23 protein-coding genes and 1 pseudogene are annotated in these 13,558 nt (G+C 44.4%); 21 read left to right on the top strand and 3 right to left on the bottom strand.

The window, feature by feature from the left end; translation table 11 throughout:
• Nucleotides 1-67: 67 nt before the first annotated feature.
• On the bottom strand, nt 68-772 hold the full coding sequence (locus ACE1SE_RS15680; protein WP_374053692.1) for an XRE family transcriptional regulator: 705 nt from the start codon (nt 770-772) through the stop codon (nt 68-70).
• A 131-nt stretch (nt 773-903) separates the two neighbouring features.
• Nucleotides 904-1,051: pseudogene (locus tag ACE1SE_RS15675) on the bottom strand (helix-turn-helix transcriptional regulator); the annotation flags it as partial.
• A 98-nt stretch (nt 1,052-1,149) separates the two neighbouring features.
• Between ACE1SE_RS15675 and ACE1SE_RS15670 the strand changes: the two are divergent.
• The 8 genes from ACE1SE_RS15670 (at nt 1,150) to ACE1SE_RS15635 (ending at nt 6,567) form a co-directional block, all read left to right on the top strand.
• Nucleotides 1,150-1,413 (top strand): helix-turn-helix domain-containing protein, encoded by a 264-nt coding sequence (locus ACE1SE_RS15670; protein WP_374051656.1) that lies wholly within the window; start codon nt 1,150-1,152, stop codon nt 1,411-1,413.
• Nucleotides 1,414-1,500: 87 nt separating this feature from the next.
• A complete protein-coding gene (locus ACE1SE_RS15665; RefSeq protein ID WP_374051655.1) occupies nt 1,501-1,788 on the top strand; it encodes a hypothetical protein in 288 nt (95 codons plus the stop codon).
• A gap of 239 nt (nt 1,789-2,027) precedes the next feature.
• Nucleotides 2,028-2,402: a hypothetical protein gene (locus ACE1SE_RS15660; RefSeq protein ID WP_374051654.1), complete on the top strand. Its 375-nt coding sequence runs from the start codon at nt 2,028-2,030 to the stop codon at nt 2,400-2,402.
• 73 nt (nt 2,403-2,475) lie between these two features.
• Entirely contained in the window at nt 2,476-2,733 is a 258-nt protein-coding gene (locus tag ACE1SE_RS15655) for a hypothetical protein (protein ID WP_374051653.1), read from the top strand.
• On the top strand, nt 2,727-4,358 hold the full coding sequence (locus tag ACE1SE_RS15650) for a DEAD/DEAH box helicase (protein ID WP_374051652.1): 1,632 nt from the start codon (nt 2,727-2,729) through the stop codon (nt 4,356-4,358). The genes ACE1SE_RS15655 and ACE1SE_RS15650 overlap by 7 nt, the downstream gene beginning before the upstream one ends.
• Nucleotides 4,355-5,335, top strand: coding sequence for a DUF7146 domain-containing protein (locus ACE1SE_RS15645; RefSeq protein WP_374051651.1), 981 nt, complete (start codon nt 4,355-4,357; stop codon nt 5,333-5,335). The genes ACE1SE_RS15650 and ACE1SE_RS15645 overlap by 4 nt, the downstream gene beginning before the upstream one ends.
• The gene (locus ACE1SE_RS15640) at nt 5,335-5,754 is read left to right on the top strand and encodes an antiterminator Q family protein (protein ID WP_374051650.1); all 420 of its coding nucleotides are present in this window, start codon (nt 5,335-5,337) and stop codon (nt 5,752-5,754) included. Before ACE1SE_RS15645 ends, ACE1SE_RS15640 begins: the two co-directional genes overlap by 1 nt.
• A 534-nt stretch (nt 5,755-6,288) precedes the next feature.
• Nucleotides 6,289-6,567: a hypothetical protein gene (locus ACE1SE_RS15635; RefSeq protein WP_374051649.1), complete on the top strand. Its 279-nt coding sequence runs from the start codon at nt 6,289-6,291 to the stop codon at nt 6,565-6,567.
• A gap of 16 nt (nt 6,568-6,583) precedes the next feature.
• On the opposite strand, the gene ACE1SE_RS15630 is transcribed toward ACE1SE_RS15635, so the two are convergent.
• Nucleotides 6,584-6,808, bottom strand: coding sequence for a hypothetical protein (locus tag ACE1SE_RS15630; protein WP_374051648.1), 225 nt, complete (start codon nt 6,806-6,808; stop codon nt 6,584-6,586).
• Between the two features lie 160 nt (nt 6,809-6,968).
• Between ACE1SE_RS15630 and ACE1SE_RS15625 the strand changes: the two genes are divergently transcribed.
• The 13 genes from ACE1SE_RS15625 to ACE1SE_RS15565 all read left to right on the top strand — a co-directional run bounded on the left by ACE1SE_RS15625 (nt 6,969) and on the right by ACE1SE_RS15565 (nt 13,557).
• Nucleotides 6,969-7,292, top strand: coding sequence for a phage holin, lambda family (locus tag ACE1SE_RS15625; protein ID WP_374051647.1), 324 nt, complete (start codon nt 6,969-6,971; stop codon nt 7,290-7,292).
• A complete protein-coding gene (locus ACE1SE_RS15620; RefSeq protein WP_374051646.1) occupies nt 7,289-7,684 on the top strand; it encodes a structural protein in 396 nt (131 codons plus the stop codon). The genes ACE1SE_RS15625 and ACE1SE_RS15620 overlap by 4 nt, the downstream gene beginning before the upstream one ends.
• Complete coding sequence (locus tag ACE1SE_RS15615) at nt 7,681-8,154, top strand: lysis protein (RefSeq protein WP_374051328.1); 474 nt, start codon at nt 7,681-7,683, stop codon at nt 8,152-8,154. The genes ACE1SE_RS15620 and ACE1SE_RS15615 overlap by 4 nt, the downstream gene beginning before the upstream one ends.
• Complete coding sequence (locus tag ACE1SE_RS15610; protein WP_374051009.1) at nt 8,135-8,377, top strand: Acb2/Tad1 domain-containing protein; 243 nt, start codon at nt 8,135-8,137, stop codon at nt 8,375-8,377. The genes ACE1SE_RS15615 and ACE1SE_RS15610 overlap by 20 nt, the downstream gene beginning before the upstream one ends.
• 192 nt (nt 8,378-8,569) lie before the next feature.
• Entirely contained in the window at nt 8,570-9,088 is a 519-nt protein-coding gene (locus tag ACE1SE_RS15605) for a KwaA family protein (protein WP_374051008.1), read from the top strand.
• A gap of 19 nt (nt 9,089-9,107) precedes the next feature.
• Nucleotides 9,108-10,007: a Kiwa anti-phage protein KwaB-like domain-containing protein gene (locus ACE1SE_RS15600; protein WP_374051007.1), complete on the top strand. Its 900-nt coding sequence runs from the start codon at nt 9,108-9,110 to the stop codon at nt 10,005-10,007.
• Nucleotides 10,008-10,346: 339 nt separating this feature from the next.
• A complete protein-coding gene (locus ACE1SE_RS15595) occupies nt 10,347-10,937 on the top strand; it encodes a BRO-N domain-containing protein (RefSeq protein ID WP_374051006.1) in 591 nt (196 codons plus the stop codon).
• Complete coding sequence (locus tag ACE1SE_RS15590; protein WP_374051005.1) at nt 10,934-11,149, top strand: hypothetical protein; 216 nt, start codon at nt 10,934-10,936, stop codon at nt 11,147-11,149. The genes ACE1SE_RS15595 and ACE1SE_RS15590 overlap by 4 nt, the downstream gene beginning before the upstream one ends.
• 243 nt (nt 11,150-11,392) lie before the next feature.
• A complete protein-coding gene (locus ACE1SE_RS15585; protein ID WP_374051645.1) occupies nt 11,393-11,974 on the top strand; it encodes an HNH endonuclease signature motif containing protein in 582 nt (193 codons plus the stop codon).
• Nucleotides 11,975-12,030: 56 nt separating this feature from the next.
• A complete protein-coding gene (locus tag ACE1SE_RS15580; RefSeq protein WP_374051644.1) occupies nt 12,031-12,369 on the top strand; it encodes a hypothetical protein in 339 nt (112 codons plus the stop codon).
• A 9-nt stretch (nt 12,370-12,378) separates the two neighbouring features.
• Nucleotides 12,379-12,729 (top strand): HNH endonuclease, encoded by a 351-nt coding sequence (locus tag ACE1SE_RS15575; RefSeq protein ID WP_374051643.1) that lies wholly within the window; start codon nt 12,379-12,381, stop codon nt 12,727-12,729.
• Nucleotides 12,726-12,926 carry a hypothetical protein gene (locus ACE1SE_RS15570; RefSeq protein WP_374051642.1) on the top strand — a complete coding sequence of 67 codons (201 nt, stop codon included), beginning with the start codon at nt 12,726-12,728 and terminating at the stop codon, nt 12,924-12,926. The genes ACE1SE_RS15575 and ACE1SE_RS15570 overlap by 4 nt, the downstream gene beginning before the upstream one ends.
• Nucleotides 12,927-13,095: 169 nt before the next feature.
• Entirely contained in the window at nt 13,096-13,557 is a 462-nt protein-coding gene (locus ACE1SE_RS15565) for a phage terminase small subunit P27 family (protein ID WP_374051641.1), read from the top strand.
• Nucleotide 13,558: the final 1 nt, after the last annotated feature.

The following is a 13,558-nucleotide window of genomic DNA, read 5'->3' as shown; positions in this document are numbered from 1 at the left end:
GCTAATACAAAAAAACCCTCACATAGAGGGTTGGAGTTGGCGGGTGTGGATATGGGTTATAGAGCATTTAGTAATACATCACTGAGTACCAAAATAGCTTTCCAATAATATTCACGCTGCTTTGATCGGCCATCTCGTCATCATGCTCATCACGATTGTAGCTACGAATAAGCAACTTTCCTCCTGGTTTTCGGTATAGACACTTTATTCGTTTTAATCCATCTTGTTCAATAGCGTAAACCTTTCCGTCTGTAATATTTTTATTTGCTGTATCAATGGCTACAGTGGAGCCGTCTGGTATAATTGGCTCCATGCTGTTCCCTTTCGCAGGGAAGCATAGGATTGTTGATCCATCTGTCGGAGCGCCAATTCTTCTCAATGTTGCCTTTGAGAAGCGCAACTTATAGCCGTTATAATCAATATCCACACAACGCCCGCTACCACAGGCAAATTCTATATCTTTCAAAAACGGTACTTCCACTTCATTATCATCTAATGGGGTACTGCTATCCCATGTGGTAATAGTCCGCCATTCGTTTTTAGGGGGAATCTCTGATGCCGGATGATGCCTTGATGTATCACTTAATTTTGGTTCACCAACACCATTCAAAAGCCAGTCAAGGGAGTATCCAAATTTTTCACTGATATTTTGTGCTGCTTCTCTGCTAATAGAGTTCCTACTCAACCAGTTATTTACTGTCTGAGCGCTAACATTTAATAATTCTGCCAGCTCTTTTTGGTTTAGTCCCTCCTTGGACAGGGTGGCTTTCAGGCGATCTCTTAAAGAGTTAACTCTAGTTCCATGGTGAGTACTTAGCGTCGGCTCGCTTTTTTCTGCATGAGTCACTAGGCCTTCGGAATCAAAGCTAACATTATCAAGCCCTATGGCTTTCATTAACTCCATGATCACTCCGACAGAAGGAACTCTCCTTCCATTTAACCAATGCCCAACCGCCCCTTGTGTAACCTCCAAGGATTCAGCCAGTTTTTCTTGGGATATTCCAAGCTCTTTCATTCTGGACTTGGCCAGCTCATACCATATCTCTTTCATGTATTAATTCTCTTTCTGAATTATGAATATTGCAATGTACAATTTGTATTGATTATACACAAAATATTTTATATGCTCTTAGATATGGAGGAATCAATATGAACCTAATCAAAAAATACAGGCAGATGGCGAATCTAAAACAAAAAGATTTAGCCATGTTGGTTGGCTTAACTCCTTCAGCCATTAGCCACTATGAAACAGGGATTAGAGCCCCAGACATAGCTGTTTCTAGAAAGTTAATTAATGCACTAGCGACTCAGGGTATTAAGTGTAGTTTAGATCAACTTTTTGCAAATGAAACTCACGCTCCAGATCCTCAGAGCGCAACACAAGAGCCACCCACGAAGGTAAGCAATGAATAACATTCAGCCGGTGGTTGTTTATGTACTGGTGCTGGTGGTGATCCCAATCTGGGGTGCGTGGGTATTGTCTGTAATCGGGGTCTAGTTATGGGGCACTTTCCTGATTACGTCAAAGTGACCATGCCCGAAATTTATCAGCCAGGTGACGCGGAATTTATTCAGAAGATTCTTTCCGCCATGAACAATTCAAGCATGCGGGAATATGCAAGGGATAAATACGCATATATCTACAAACTTCGGCGGGATGAAGATCCCGTGCCGTATCGACGGGATAACACAGGTGCTAGGGCTGCCAACACATGGCTAAGACTGTTTTTTAAGAAAAATTACAGATCGATGAAAGGTTATACCGAAGAGCCGAAGTTAGTTGTTTAGTTTTAGGTTTGTTTATAGGGGGTAAGTATGTATCAGTTTAGTAGTACAAGCCTTAGGGAAGAGAACCAGGGGGGTAAGGGGGGTTTGGAGAGTTCAGTAAGGTAAAGCACAGCCAAGTAAGAACACATTACTTAAATAGATCTCAGTAGGGAGTACATAAGTTAATTAAGTGCACTAATAGGGTTTCAAAAATCGCCGTACTACCCAAGTGATACAAAATAACCATTGAGGAAACAAAAATGAGCACAGAACTGAAAGAAAAATTAATCACCTTACTGGAAGAGCAATTTCTCACTGTCGCGGACATGCAGAACTTTGAAACGGTACTCACCGCAAAGATCCGTGAGCAAGGCTGGTTCCTGCAAAAGAATTTCACCGTGACCGGATTAAGCGATGGCCGTAATGGACGTGTCGATTACATGGTGACCACTCACGCAGGGGCGAAATGCGCTATCGAGGCTGACAACCGATCACCGCGTAAACGATCACTGTTGAAATTAAGCGAGCTGCCCACTGGCATATCCGGCTTCGTGCTGCTCAAAGATGGCAAGCAGCCTTTGCGCTACAGCGTGAACGGCGTTGATGTGATCCGTGCCACCAAATTCAGGTGCTAGCAAGGGCTGAGAAGCCACAGAAGTTAGGAAAGGTTGTGCTCTGGCAGTGGAAATTATTCAAGTGAGGGTATCAATGTTAAACAAAAACAAGAGACTGTTAATCGGATTAGGAAAGGCATTAGTCGAAGCGGAAGGTGCATTGGTAAAAGTAATTGCGAGGATGACCAAAGAGCTTAAGCAGCTAAACAGAGCGGGATGCAAGAAACCGAACAGCCAACCTTTGGCGAGTAAAACTGTTCAGGTTCTTGCAGTCGGTACTAACGAAGAGTTACCTGTGCAGAATTATTGCATGGGAACCGAGGAAAATAAACAGGGGGCGAAAGGATGCTAGAAATTACCCCCAAGCTTGCTCAGGAACGCGCACTAAACATGCTGCGTCAGAGCTGGAAGAACTTCAACTCTTTCATGGTGTACGCACCCACAGGTGCAGGTAAGACAGCGTTATCCGCATTTATCACCTACGGCTTTGTGTCAAAGGGAATGCGGGTTCTCTTCGTTGCCCCATTTACCGTCCTGATAAACCAGACTGCCCAGCGCTTTATCGAATATGGGTTACCGGAAGATGAAATCGCGTATATCTGGCGTGATCACCCCAATCAAGACTCGTCTAAGCTAATTCAAATCGCCTCGGCTGATACGCTAATCCGCCGTGAATTTCCCGAAGATATTGCTCTGCTGGTGATTGATGAAGCACATCTGAAACGCAAAAAGATACTGGAAGAAATCACCCGACTGACAACCGAAACAAATTGCAAGGTTATCGGCTTGTCAGGAACTCCTTTCTCGCCGTTCCTCGGTCACTACTACCAGAAGCTGATTAAGCCGACCACGATAAAAGAGTTGATCCAGCGTGGTGACCTGAGTAGTTATGAGTTCTATGCACCCACCAAGCCTGATTTGATGGGGGTGAAATCCACTCGAAGTGCTGAGTATGGCAGTGACTACAAGGAAGATGAGATAGCCGAAATCATGTGCGGGGCTGATTTGGTGGGGGATATCGTCAGTAGTTGGCTGAAATTGGGCGAGAACCAGCCCACGATTTGTTTTTGCGTCAATGTCAGCCATGCCAATTTTATCACGGTCGAATTCAATCGCGCGGGTGTTAACGCGGAAGTCATGACTGCCAGTACGCCGCCCGAAGAACGGGACTTGATTATCCATCGGTTTGAGCAGGGTGCAACGAAAATTATCGTCAATGTGGGCGTGCTGGTGGCGGGTTTTGACAGTGATGTCCGGTGCATCATCTACGCTCGCCCTACCAAGTCAGAAATTCGCTGGCTCCAAACAATCGGCAGGGGCCTGCGTACTGCCAAAGGTAAGGACAGGTGCATCATTCTTGATCACTCCGGCACGGTTCATCGCCTCGGTTACCCCGATGATATCGAGTATGACGAGCTACCCAATAAAAACGATGGCATGAAAACCCGTGATAGCTACCGTGAGCAGGAGAAACGCGAGAAGTTACCTAAAGAATGTCCCTCCTGCCATTACATGAAACCCGCGGGCGTTTATGCCTGCCCGAAATGCGACTTTAAGCCATTGTCAGGTGAGGATATTGAGGTCGATACCAGTCGTACCATCCAAAAACTCAGCAAGAAAGAGCGTGTTTACACACAGGCCGAAAAGCAGGGTTTCTACTCGCAACTAAAGTACTACCAGAACCAGCGGGCTTCACAGGGCAAGACGTTCAGTGATGGCTGGGTAGCCAACACCTTTAAGGAAAAGTTCGGTGTCTGGCCGCGCGGGTTCCACAACACCCCACAGGAACTGACCCCCGAAGTGAATAACTTTATCAAACATAAACAGATTGCGTGGGCGAAGTCCCGCAAGAAAGCGGAGAAAGCGCCGCCGTCCAATGACGAACAGCGGGAACTGAGCCTTGAGGTGGCTCAACGCAAGGTCAGCGATATCCGTGAGCGCTTTGGTATGTCATCCAGTCAGGGCGAAACACGATGAACAGAATAAAAACCGCCGATGCGGTGATAGGGCGCTGGCCTGAGATCTTCGCTTATTACAAATTGCCGCCTGTGACAGGCAAGCATCATTTTAAAGGGAAGTGCCCGATATGCGGGCGAAAAGGTAAGTTTCGCATTGATGATCGGGACGGCAGGGGAACGTTCATCTGCACCTGTAACGCAGGGGATGGCTGGAAGTTACTCACTCTGACACAGGGGAAAGAGTATAAGGCACTGGCCAATGAGATTGATCTGCTATTGGGCATCCAGTCGGATAAGCGCAGCGTGGGGAAAAAAGAGACCAATATCACCACATTCAGAAACAGAGTGACCGCCTGCTATGCCACCAACTTATCCGGACTGAAAGGCACGCAAGGTGAAGCCTACCTGAGAAATCGGGGTATTCATGTTCTACCCGCCGACAATGTGAAGTACTGCGCCGAACAGCCTGTCCGTAACGGGAAGCTACAGGCTATCTGGTCATTGGTGACGGACGCTAAAGGTACGCTGTGTTATCTGCACCGCACCTACCTTGATGGCGATAGAAAGGCCGATATTACCCCGCAAAAGAAACTGGATGCCATGCAGGAAGATAGCTATCGCGACCATGCTCAGTCACCCGCGATACGTATGTTTCCTGTTGATTCAACATTGGGGATTGCAGAGGGTATCGAAACCGCATTGTCCTGTAAACAAATCTACGGCGTCAATACCTGGTCAGTGGTGAACGCGGGGTTTATGGAGCGCTTTCTGGTTCCCAGGGGCGTTAAGCATTTAATTATCTTCGCAGATAACGACTGGAGCGCCACAGGTCATGCGGCGGCAATGGCGTGTGCAACTAAAAATCTAAAAGCAAATAACAACTTAGAAAAGGTCAGTGTTCGCTGGCCTGACTTTGGTGATTTTAACGACCTGCTCCAGAACGGGGATCAGGCCAGAGAATTGACATTTATGAAAAAGACAGCGGAGACAGCATAATGCGTGATATTCAGATGGTATTGGAACGCTGGGGAGCATGGGCGGCTGATAACAGTGACGGTGTTCACTGGTCATCTATTGCCGCAGGATTTAAGGGGTTAATCCCGAACAAGGTTAAGTCACGCCCGCAGTGCTGTGATGATGATGCCATCATTATTTCCGGTTGCATGGCAAGACTGAACAAGAACAATAGCGAGGCTCATGATTTATTGTTCGACTATTACGTATTTGGCAAGACGTTTATGCAGTTGGCATATGACTATCATTGCTCTGATACGCACATTGGGAAGAGGCTACAAAAGGCAGAGGGTGTTATTGAGGGCATGTTAATGATGCTGGATATTTCACTGGAAATGGACAAATACGTCCAGAAAGAGCCGCTGGATATTAACCAACACCAATTATGCAGTAACTTTTAAAAATAAATCTTTACGATCGTAAAAATGCTGCTATTGTGATAAGAGTGATAGCTATGTCACGTAGCTTATTGGCATTTCTCGATAGATGAGAAACAGTGATATAGCGTTATTACTGGTTTATTTATTTCAGACATTTTACCTCGCTTCGGCGGGGTTTTTTGTTATCTACCCGTAGTCAACTCAGGGTTTACAACCTGACTCCTGCAAAATATGCAGTAGTTCAAAATCCCGTTATCGGAATTCCGGCATCGGAACAAATTCAAATAGTTAGGAATTACGAACAGCTCATTATTCAAGGCTGCGCATGGCGTGGCTTTTTTTTGTTTTGTGAGGCGCTTTATGGAAATATCCATAATTACGTTAATTTCCCTTAGTGTATCAATGTTTAGTTTTGGTTGTGTGTTTGGCCTCATGCTAAAGCGTGACTGATAAGTAATGTCAACAACATAGCTCCAAATTTGCCACCGCAATCACCCCCAGAACCTCAGTCTCTCCTATTGCGGCTGGCAACCTATTAACTCACTAGCGAGGTGAATGATGAATATCGAAGTCTCCATGCCACAAAAATCTAACCGGATTGATAGAGCTAAGCTCGAACTAGCGAAAGAAGGTAACGGTGATTTTAGCGCGGCTATTATTAATACACTGACAGCTAAAGTTGTTGTTGCTGGCATTAGTGATGTACACGGCTTGAAGGTCTCATTTGAATATTCAGAAGACTTTGTAACGGATGAAGTTACCTTGAAAGCATTTAATGACAGAGCAGTGGCTTTTGCTGAGAAGACGATGAAGGATTTAAAAATCCCCAAATGATTGGGGATTGGTATGATTAGTTTTCTTTTCTGATCATATCAAAATACATATTATCAGCTTTGGCATATATGGACGATAAGGCTCTTGCGTGTTTTTCCTTATGAAGAGATTTGTCTGATTTAAACAATTTATCCATATATTTAGTGATCCTTGCACGCAAATCGCCTGCATTTTCCTCGGCCTCTGCCATTGAGATCGCCAGTAAAAACGCAAGTTGATACTCGACTAATTCGTTATCCATGATTTTCCTTTTTAGAGGTAATCAGCCATCCCTCTGTGGGTTGATTGATTTTTGGCTGATCTAACAGCCTACCTTAACTATCAACCCATTACTTTTAACCGACTCACAGGGGTAACCATCGTTCACCCCACGGACGCCCATTGTTCAGATGGGGTGGAATATGAAGATGAAAGAAAATCCTGACTTATGGGCTGACATATTAAACGGCCTGAAAAACTCATGGCCGCAAATATCCGGCTCTGTTTTGGCTGCCTTGATTTGCTACGGGCGCCTGATTTATGACGGCGTGGAACGAAAGAACCGCTGGGTCGAGGCACTCTTGTGTGGTGCGCTGTCATGGAGTGTATCCAGTGGGTTAGAGATGTTCGGCATTCCTGCCAATTTTGCACCGGCTATCGGCGGTGCCATTGGTTTTATTGGTGTTGAGAAGCTGCGGGAATATGCGCTGCGTGCCATTAACAAACGTTTGGGAGATAAACAGTGACCAGAGGTATTAGGAACAACAATCCGGGCAATATCCGCCACGGTGACCAATGGCAGGGACTGTGCAGCAGGCAGACTGATAAGTCATTCTGTCAGTTTATCGCACCAGAGTACGGTATTCGGGCGATGCTCAAAATCCTGCGCAATTACGTGAAACTCTACGGCGATAATACCATCCGCCAGTTTATTTCTCGCTGGGCACCACCAAATGAGAATGACACTGAGAGTTATATTACCTATGTGAGCCAAACAGTCGGTGTATCCAGCCATGCAGTGATTGATGTTAACGATAAATCCATCATGACAGCATTGACTAAGGCGATGATACAGATGGAGAACGGCAAGCAGCCTTATTCTGAGGCAACGTTTGAAAAAGCGTTTGAGTTGCTATGAAGTTCAACACTCAATACCTGGCTTACGGCTATCTGGCGGTTCTTTCTACTTTGGTCTGGTTTGGCTACGGCAAATATCAGGACAAAGCCAAAGAATACGCTAGGTTAAAGCTACAGTATGACGAGCAGGTCATCGCGATAAATGAGCAGCAAGAGCAAATCAAGCACCTCACAGAGTTAGACACCAAACACATTCAGGAACTCGCCAATGCCAAGACTAAACTTGATGAGCTTAGCGATACTCTGCGCGCTGACATTAAGCGCGTGTACGTCAAAGCCGAGTGTCCCGTGTCTGAAACCGCTGCCCCCTCCGGCGTGGATGGTTCAAGACCCGCCCGACTGGCGAAAGACGCTGAACAGGATTATGTACGTCTCCTCGGAGAACTCGAAACCCTTGAAGCCCAGCTCCTCGGATTGAGGGATTGGGCGAAGACTGAATGCAGAGGAAATAATGGAAAACCAACACCGTAAAATTACGGGTTACCGTGAATTAACCCAAGATGACATTGATTGCATGAACAAGATTAAGGCACTTGGAGAGGAACTAGGTAAGCTCTATGACTATCTTGTGGTTACCAACACACAAACGGGCAGTCATCAAATTGATATGCGTTGGCTGAATGAAGGCCGTACGGACTTGCAAAAAGGGATTATGTGCTGGGTTCGTGCAGTGGCCCGGCCAATGACATTCTAATCACCACCCCAGAATCATTTGCTCAGGAGTGGCAGGAGTAGGTTAAGGGCGTGGTGTTGGTACTCGTTTGAGTGGTTGATGTTTTAGTTCTTGAATGAGTTGGTGTTATTTATCAATATAAAGTAATTATTCGTTTTTGAGTTTAATTGATGTATACTGGTTTTTTATACAGTCACAATGAAGGAGGAGGGAATGTTTTTAAACAAATTTGCTCGTCTTGCATTAACTGCAACTTCTGTGGCTCCTGTATGCATCACATTGGCCTATTTGTCTCTTATCCAAAAAAACCATATCATGCTTGGTGTATATATAGCTATAGGAGTTATAAGTGTTTGTTTCTGTATTTTTATATTGAATTATTCTATTCATCATTCAGAACAAACAAAAAAGAATATAAAAACAGCCACTCCGGCTAACAAAGAAGTAACTAATTACTTTTTGACATATTTATTTCCATTACTTAGTACGTCTGGAACATTTCTTGACTGGAAAATTGCTGCATTCTTTTACATTAGTTTGCTTATTTATGTTTCTTTCTCTGAGGGTTATAGTTTTAATCCGTTGCTATCATTCTTCGGTTATAAGTTTTATGAAGCAGAAGATGAGACGGGTGTTAGTTTTGTATTGATTACCAAAACAGATTTATTTTCAGTGAATAACGATAGATTAGATGTTATAAAGCTAACAGCTCACACATACATTGTTGTTTAATTCACAAAGGAAATTACTTATGGAATTATTTGCTATAACCGACACTGGTAAAATTGTGAGGGTTATCACAGACTCAACGACACAAAGATCTGTAAGTACCTTGTTTGAAAAACAAAAAGAATATTTTGAAAATAATTACACAACATCTGTAGAGTTTAGTGGCGGTTATATTACCAGTCCTGCGGAGTATTTTTGCATTGATAATTTTGATGATGTTATAGGTGTTCTTGATGCAATTCAGACTCCTACCTCAATTCAAGAGTGGAGTCCTCAGGAGATATCTATTTTTAACATAAAAGCATTGTTTTCTGGTGAAATTATTTCATCTGAAACAGGTGTCAATATAAAAGCTTATCTTCAATGTTTTGATAAAAGGCAAATAATAGATAATAAAAAAACATTGTTTCATAGTATATTTCAAGATAAAAATACCTTTAAATTGTCTGATTCCGATGGTTTGGTTATCGATAATAAGTTAACTGCAATACTTGAAAATAATAAATTAAAATTCAAAAGTTTTCATATGTTGAGAAGAATATTCGATGTCGATGGATATTTTAAAGAAGCCACTGATGATGATTTAAGGGCATTTTCGAATCATGAGCATTTCCATATTACAAATGGATTTGACCTTACAAGTGTCGCAGATACTGTAATAAGGAAGAAAGTATCATTGATAAATAAATCAAGAGTCTTAGAGGATTACACTGTAGACGATTTGTTATCCATAGCGAAAGTAAATGACGTAACTCTTGATTTAGAGATATATGAAGATGACGGTGAAAAGAGAATTGCAATGCCACAAGAAAAAAAACACATCAAGAGGCTATTGAGTTTTTTGGATGAGGACTATTTCACTTCACAAATTACCCAGACACTATATCAGACAAACTCTAAGAAAAAAGTGAAAAAAACTTAGTGTAGTTGCTATCTCACAATGAATGATGATCATTAAATCACTCTAACGCTTTAGTTATCACCAAACCCCAAGCCATCACATCCCGTGGTGGTTTTTTTATTCCTCTACCCATTCCCTTGAGTGGTTAAAGAAATAACCCATGCTGCCACCCGTTCCCATCGCGTACCCAACGCACACGGGATGGTGGCATTTTTATTTTCACCGCGCACCGAAAGCGCCAATCTAAACATCGAACCCCTATTTAGGAGTGAGCCTTTGAGGAGTCAGCTTGCTGATGCTCTTCGATGGGCTGATTTCCTATTTCGGCAAAGGTTCATTACCTAAGTAAGGATAAGCATCGTGAGTACAGCATTAACTTTCAAAGAAAAAGAAGTGATCCCTTTTGACAATGGCGATGGGAAAATTTGGTTTACGGGTAAACAAGTTGCTCAGTTATTGGATTACGCCAAAACCAAATCAGTAACCAATCTGTATAACGCTAATTCCGATGAGTTCACTTCAGCCATGACCGAGGTCATTACAACAGTGACCTCGAAAGAATCAATTACTTATAGAAATTTGAAGACGCGGGTTCGTATATTTTCATTGCGTGGACTCTATCTGTTGGGAATGTTGGCTGACACTCCTGTAGCAAAGGAACTGCGTAAATGGGTGCTGGATTTAATAGAAAAGGAAAGTCAGCCACGAGATTTGTCCTTGATGGATATGGAAAGCCTCAAGGAGCTGACCATTGGTGAAATGCAGAATCGTCTGGTGGCTGCCAATAAATGGTCATTCGACAACTTCGGTCGCAAAGGCAGTGATTTGATGAACTTGCGCAAGCACCATCTTAAGAAGATTCGTAAGGCTGAGAAGGCCATTCTTGAATTATCACAACTTGCATTGCCCGGACTTGATGAGTTCCCTGATGATGAGGGAGAACTCGCATGAACCACGAACAGTTTATCGAGAAGAACGTACAGGCCGAGTTAACCAAGCTCGGCTTTTCTTCATCTATAGCAGGGATGGCAAGTGACCGCGCAAAAGAACATTACCGCCGTTCAGCGTCAGCCAGCAGGAAAGGCAAGCTGTTTGATGATTGTCTGGACATTGCTAAGGCATGGGCGAGTAAATATTCGGCAGAGAAACCAAGGAAGCGGTGATTTTACAAAATTCTGCAAGGCATCCAATAAACGGGTGCTTGATAGAGTTTTGTATAGGTTTTGGGCTTCGGTTTACTTAACTCCGAATCTGATTAATCCAATCAATTAGTTTTACATCAGCCCGTCACGGGGCATTCAAACACAGAGCCTTACGGGATAAGTCTATGGGGTAAGCGGTTTTGCTTTAACTCTGTGGACTGCTATATCCGCGTGAACTTAGGCTTATCACCATAAGGAAAAGCAATGGACTTATCATTATCTGAATTATCAGAGGTATTCACATGCAATATAGAACTTGGTGAGCTGTATTGGAAGCCAAGAGATAGGCACCAGTTTAATAATGATTTCGCTCACAAAATGTGGAGTCTTCAATACGTAGGGAAAAGAGCTGGTGGTAAGGATGGATGTGGGTATGTGGTTGTTCATACTAAAGGGATAGCTATCCGTGTTCATAGAGCTATTTGGATATTTGCTCATGGATCAATACCAAGCAGCCTATTTATTGATCATATAAACCACATTCGTGATGACAATCGAATTGTAAATCTAAGGCTTGTTACTCATTTGCAAAATATGAAAAACCAAGCCATGCACTCCACGAACATCAGTGGCGTCAACGGAGTTAGCTTTGATCGTAAGAAGCGAAAATGGATAGCCAGTCTAAGGCATTTAGACAACACAGTTAATCTTGGCGAATTTACGTCAATGGATGAGGCTATTGAAGCTCGACTTGAGGGGAATCAGAGGTTTAATTTTCACCCTAATCACGGGCGAGACCGTTACTTGGATACCCCATACATTGACCCTTGGAATCGAGTCAAGTGATTCACCGGGGTTATATCAACCCGACCAGTTAATTATTCTGATTTATGGGGAACACAATGTCACAGAGCACATTTACCATTGATATCAAATATGACACCAAGGCATTAAACCAACTGGCATCTCAGTTAGGGCATATCGCTGAACTGATGAATCGCATTCATGGTCGGCGTGAGGTCGGTACGAAGCAGGCGGAATACAAAGACGCTGCCACCATCATCAATGAGATGGAAAAGCAGTGCGGTTTTGCAGGCAAGATTTTTATTAAGTCAGCATCTATTAACTCAGCGAAGATAAATCAAGCCCATGATAATCACATTCGCCAGATAGTGCGGGAAGAACTGCGTCAATTCGTTGCGCGTGAGAGTGAGCGTGGCGGACTGTTTTCGACGTGGTGAGGTGACACTATGCCTCCGCGTATCCCCCGAGCTTGCCGCAAGCGTGGCTGCCCCAAGACAACAATCGATCGCAGCGGCTACTGTCCTGACCATCTACACACAGGCTGGCAATCTCACCAGCAAGGCCAGAACCGACATGCCCGCGGCTATGGTAGTAAATGGGACAAGCTACGAGCAAATGTCAAACAACGGGACAAGCACTTATGCCAGCAATGCTTACGTGAGGGAAGAGCCATCACAGGGACAACCGTTGACCATATCAAGCCCAAGGCACACGGTGGAACAGATGAGCTAACCAATCTGGAGCTTCTCTGCTTCCCTTGCCATAAACGTAAGACTGCAACAGAGAGACTACGATGAGTGAGAGACAAGTCAAGCTATCACGGGTATTCAAGGGTGGTAACTTCAAGGGGTATGCCCTGAGCGTCGATGGCACGTTGTTATCCAACCAGAAGAACGTGATGGTTGAAACCAAGGGGAAGGATGTCCATCCCACATTAACGGTGACCTTTGCTGTCACTAACGAGATGGCAGACGGCAGCGATATTCGCATTTAGTTTCAATGGAAATCATTCACCTTTGACATAATCATACAGAGGGAGGGGCGGGTGAAATAGCTACCCCGCTCACCCTTAAGGACCGCCGCCTTACCTCTTTTCACATCGCCGCGAAATGCAAACCTTTTTTTGGGGTGCCCCAACTGCACCATTTTACAGGAGAAATCACATGGCAGGACGACCGCCAACCCCGACTCACCTGCGCTTGGTGAGGGGTAACCCATCAAAACGCCCGATTAACGCCCATGAACCGATGCCGGAAAAAGGGGTGCCTAATGTTCCCAAGCATTTCGGGAAAATGGGGCGCTATTGGCATGAGCGGATCGCCGGCGAACTGGATAAAGTCGGCGTGTTAACCCACCTCGACGCCAAAGCCCTTGAATTACTGATTGAAGCTTACGTCGAGTACCGGACGCACTGCGACACACTGGAGAAAGAAGGCTACACCTACCGAACCGATCAGGGATTAATCAAAGCCCACCCAGCGGCCGGCATGAAGGCTGATGCGTGGAAGCGTATTCACACCATGCTGAGTGCATTCGGTATGTCACCCTCCAGTCGCACCAAGGTCAATATGGCCGGAGAAGACAAGGCCGATCCGCTGGCTGAATTGTTACAGATGAGAGACTAGT

Origin of the sequence: Xenorhabdus taiwanensis, from assembly GCF_036512875.1 — a bacterium.
Classification (GTDB): Bacteria; Pseudomonadota; Gammaproteobacteria; order Enterobacterales; family Enterobacteriaceae; genus Xenorhabdus; species Xenorhabdus taiwanensis.
The sequence above is the reverse complement of the archived record's forward strand: the minus strand, read 5'-3'. Positions and strand labels throughout refer to the sequence as shown.

Excerpts from the sequence above, each read along its gene's own strand:
- ACE1SE_RS15615 (WP_374051328.1), top strand. The coding sequence starts at position 7,681 with ATGAAGTTCAACACTCAATACCTGGCTTACGGCTATCTGGCGGTTCTT.
- ACE1SE_RS15670 (WP_374051656.1), top strand. The coding sequence starts at position 1,150 with ATGAACCTAATCAAAAAATACAGGCAGATGGCGAATCTAAAACAAAAA.
- ACE1SE_RS15575 (WP_374051643.1), top strand. The coding sequence starts at position 12,379 with ATGCCTCCGCGTATCCCCCGAGCTTGCCGCAAGCGTGGCTGCCCCAAG.
- ACE1SE_RS15645 (WP_374051651.1), top strand. The coding sequence starts at position 4,355 with ATGAACAGAATAAAAACCGCCGATGCGGTGATAGGGCGCTGGCCTGAG.
- ACE1SE_RS15585 (WP_374051645.1), top strand. The coding sequence starts at position 11,393 with ATGGACTTATCATTATCTGAATTATCAGAGGTATTCACATGCAATATA.
- ACE1SE_RS15655 (WP_374051653.1), top strand. The coding sequence starts at position 2,476 with ATGTTAAACAAAAACAAGAGACTGTTAATCGGATTAGGAAAGGCATTA.
- ACE1SE_RS15640 (WP_374051650.1), top strand. The coding sequence starts at position 5,335 with ATGCGTGATATTCAGATGGTATTGGAACGCTGGGGAGCATGGGCGGCT.
- ACE1SE_RS15660 (WP_374051654.1), top strand. The coding sequence starts at position 2,028 with ATGAGCACAGAACTGAAAGAAAAATTAATCACCTTACTGGAAGAGCAA.
- ACE1SE_RS15665 (WP_374051655.1), top strand. The coding sequence starts at position 1,501 with ATGGGGCACTTTCCTGATTACGTCAAAGTGACCATGCCCGAAATTTAT.
- ACE1SE_RS15605 (WP_374051008.1), top strand. The coding sequence starts at position 8,570 with ATGTTTTTAAACAAATTTGCTCGTCTTGCATTAACTGCAACTTCTGTG.
- ACE1SE_RS15580 (WP_374051644.1), top strand. The coding sequence starts at position 12,031 with ATGTCACAGAGCACATTTACCATTGATATCAAATATGACACCAAGGCA.
- ACE1SE_RS15650 (WP_374051652.1), top strand. The coding sequence starts at position 2,727 with ATGCTAGAAATTACCCCCAAGCTTGCTCAGGAACGCGCACTAAACATG.
- ACE1SE_RS15630 (WP_374051648.1), bottom strand. The coding sequence starts at position 6,808 with ATGGATAACGAATTAGTCGAGTATCAACTTGCGTTTTTACTGGCGATC.
- ACE1SE_RS15600 (WP_374051007.1), top strand. The coding sequence starts at position 9,108 with ATGGAATTATTTGCTATAACCGACACTGGTAAAATTGTGAGGGTTATC.
- ACE1SE_RS15590 (WP_374051005.1), top strand. The coding sequence starts at position 10,934 with ATGAACCACGAACAGTTTATCGAGAAGAACGTACAGGCCGAGTTAACC.
- ACE1SE_RS15635 (WP_374051649.1), top strand. The coding sequence starts at position 6,289 with ATGATGAATATCGAAGTCTCCATGCCACAAAAATCTAACCGGATTGAT.
- ACE1SE_RS15565 (WP_374051641.1), top strand. The coding sequence starts at position 13,096 with ATGGCAGGACGACCGCCAACCCCGACTCACCTGCGCTTGGTGAGGGGT.
- ACE1SE_RS15610 (WP_374051009.1), top strand. The coding sequence starts at position 8,135 with ATGGAAAACCAACACCGTAAAATTACGGGTTACCGTGAATTAACCCAA.
- ACE1SE_RS15570 (WP_374051642.1), top strand. The coding sequence starts at position 12,726 with ATGAGTGAGAGACAAGTCAAGCTATCACGGGTATTCAAGGGTGGTAAC.
- ACE1SE_RS15625 (WP_374051647.1), top strand. The coding sequence starts at position 6,969 with ATGAAGATGAAAGAAAATCCTGACTTATGGGCTGACATATTAAACGGC.